General features: G+C 27.9%; 1 protein-coding gene. It reads right to left on the reverse strand.

Annotation, left to right across the window (positions count from 1 at the left end; genetic code table 11):
- Window position 1: 1 nt before the first annotated feature.
- The coding region (locus tag BUB89_RS17735) for a hybrid sensor histidine kinase/response regulator transcription factor (RefSeq protein WP_143161167.1) at window positions 2–2,143 on the reverse strand (2,142 nt) is incomplete at its 5' end.

Raw genomic sequence — 2,143 nt, forward strand, 5'->3', positions numbered from 1 at the left:
ACTACTTTTTATTATTCAAATTTTTAACAAACTCTGATGGTGTTACATCAAACTGTTTTTTAAAACTTTTTGTAAAATGAGATTGACTCTGAATCCCTACTTTATCCATAACCTGAACGATATTCATATCTGTGCTGGACAGCAATTGAGCAGCTTTTTTTAATCGAATTTCTCTAATCAATCCACCTATAGATTCAGAAGTAACTTCCTTTATTTTTGCGTATAATTTTGTCTTACTGATACCTAACAAACTACACAATTTAACCACATCAAAATCTACATCTTCAATATTATTATCTATACAATCTATCACTTCTTTCAAAAATTCATCTTCAATATCCCCTTTAACATTTTTACGCGCTTCTTCAAATGTATTTTTTAAGGTCGCTTCCTTGAGTTGCTTTCTTGTCCTCAACATATTTAACACGGTAAGGTGCAGCACTTCCATACTAAACGGTTTAGCAATATAAACATCTGCTCCAGATTGTGCCCCTTCAATTTGACTTTCAACATTAAATTTTGCTGATAATAAAATAAATGGAATTGCTGTATATTCGGGATTATTTTTTACTTCTTTACAGAAATTAACACCATCCATTAAAGGCATCATAATATCACTTATAATAATTTGGATTTTGTTTTTACTTAATAATTCTAAGGCTTCAATACCATTATTAGCTTCTATAATTTTAAAATCCTCATCAAAATGATCTTTCATAAAACTTCGCAATTCCAAATTATCTTCCACTAATAATATCTCCGGTTTTGTAAAGTTTTCATACAAACCAATCTTGCTATCTGTAATAACATTTTGTTTATCATCAAAAGGACTTAAGGCACTTTTTGATAACATTACTGATTGTTTGGAATCCTCAATTTTAAACACTTCATCATAATTAATATTAGGCAATTCTAATATAAATTTGGTTCCAATATCTTCCTTACTGTAAACAAAAAGATTAATATGGTGAATATTTGCTAAACTTCTAACCAAAGTTAAGCCAATACCAGAACCTTGAATTTCCGAATCATTATCAGCTTGAAAAAAGCGATCAAAAATATGTTCCAAAGCTGGTTCACTTATTCCTCTTCCTGTATCTTCAATTGACAAATAGATATATGACGAAGCTTCATAATCACTCTTGACAGCACAATAATTAGTTAACTTACTGTTTGTTTCTTCTTTCTCTAACGACAATTTTATAGATATTTTCCCACCATTAGGAGTAAATTTTAACGAATTACCTAATACATTAAAAATGATTTTTTCTAATACCGCTTTGTCAAATTGAAATTCCTTGAAAGGTAATTTATTTTCAAAATTCAGTTCAATAGATTTATTTTCTGTCGTTGCAATAAAAGCTTCTTCGATATCATTAAAGAAAGGAGCTACTTGATGAGATTTAGCATTTAATTTGTATGAGTTTGAATTTATCTTTCGATAATCTACCAACTCATTAATCAACCTTAAAAGCCTTATCGCATTTTTATACATTAACTGATAATACTTCTCTTTCTTGAACTCATTAATTTTATCCTTATTCAATAATTTTTCTAGTGGATTTAAAATTAAAGTTAAAGGTGTTTTAAATTCATGCGAAATATTTGTAAAAAACTGCGTTGTTAATTGAAATAATTTTTCTTTCTCCTGTTCATGAATTTTTGAAACTTCATAATCGTTTTTCAACTTAAACCATCTAATAATTAGATAGTAACTAAAAAACAATCCACCTATTAAAATTAAAACATATAAGAAAATAGCGAAATTCGTTAACCACCATGGAGCTAAAACACTAATTTTTATTCGTTTAACTTCACTAGACCAAACACCATCATTATTTGTCCCCATAACTTCAAAAACATAGTCTCCATACGGTAAATTAGAATAACTTGCTTTTCTATCATTAGCATCAGCATCAATCCATTTCTTGTTATAACCTAATAACCTATACTTAAAACGATTACGATTAGGATTCCCGTAATGTAATGATGAAAATTGTAATTGAAAATTATTCTCTAAATGATTTAATCTAATTTCATCAATAGAATTGATTGATTCTTTTAATATAATTTGGTCTTTCTCATTCAACTCCCCTATTTTAACAGCTTTGTTATTTACAAATAAATTCGTTAAAACGATTCT

Origin of the sequence: Flavobacterium flevense (assembly GCF_900142775.1) — a bacterium.
GTDB lineage: Bacteria > Bacteroidota > Bacteroidia > Flavobacteriales > Flavobacteriaceae > Flavobacterium > Flavobacterium flevense.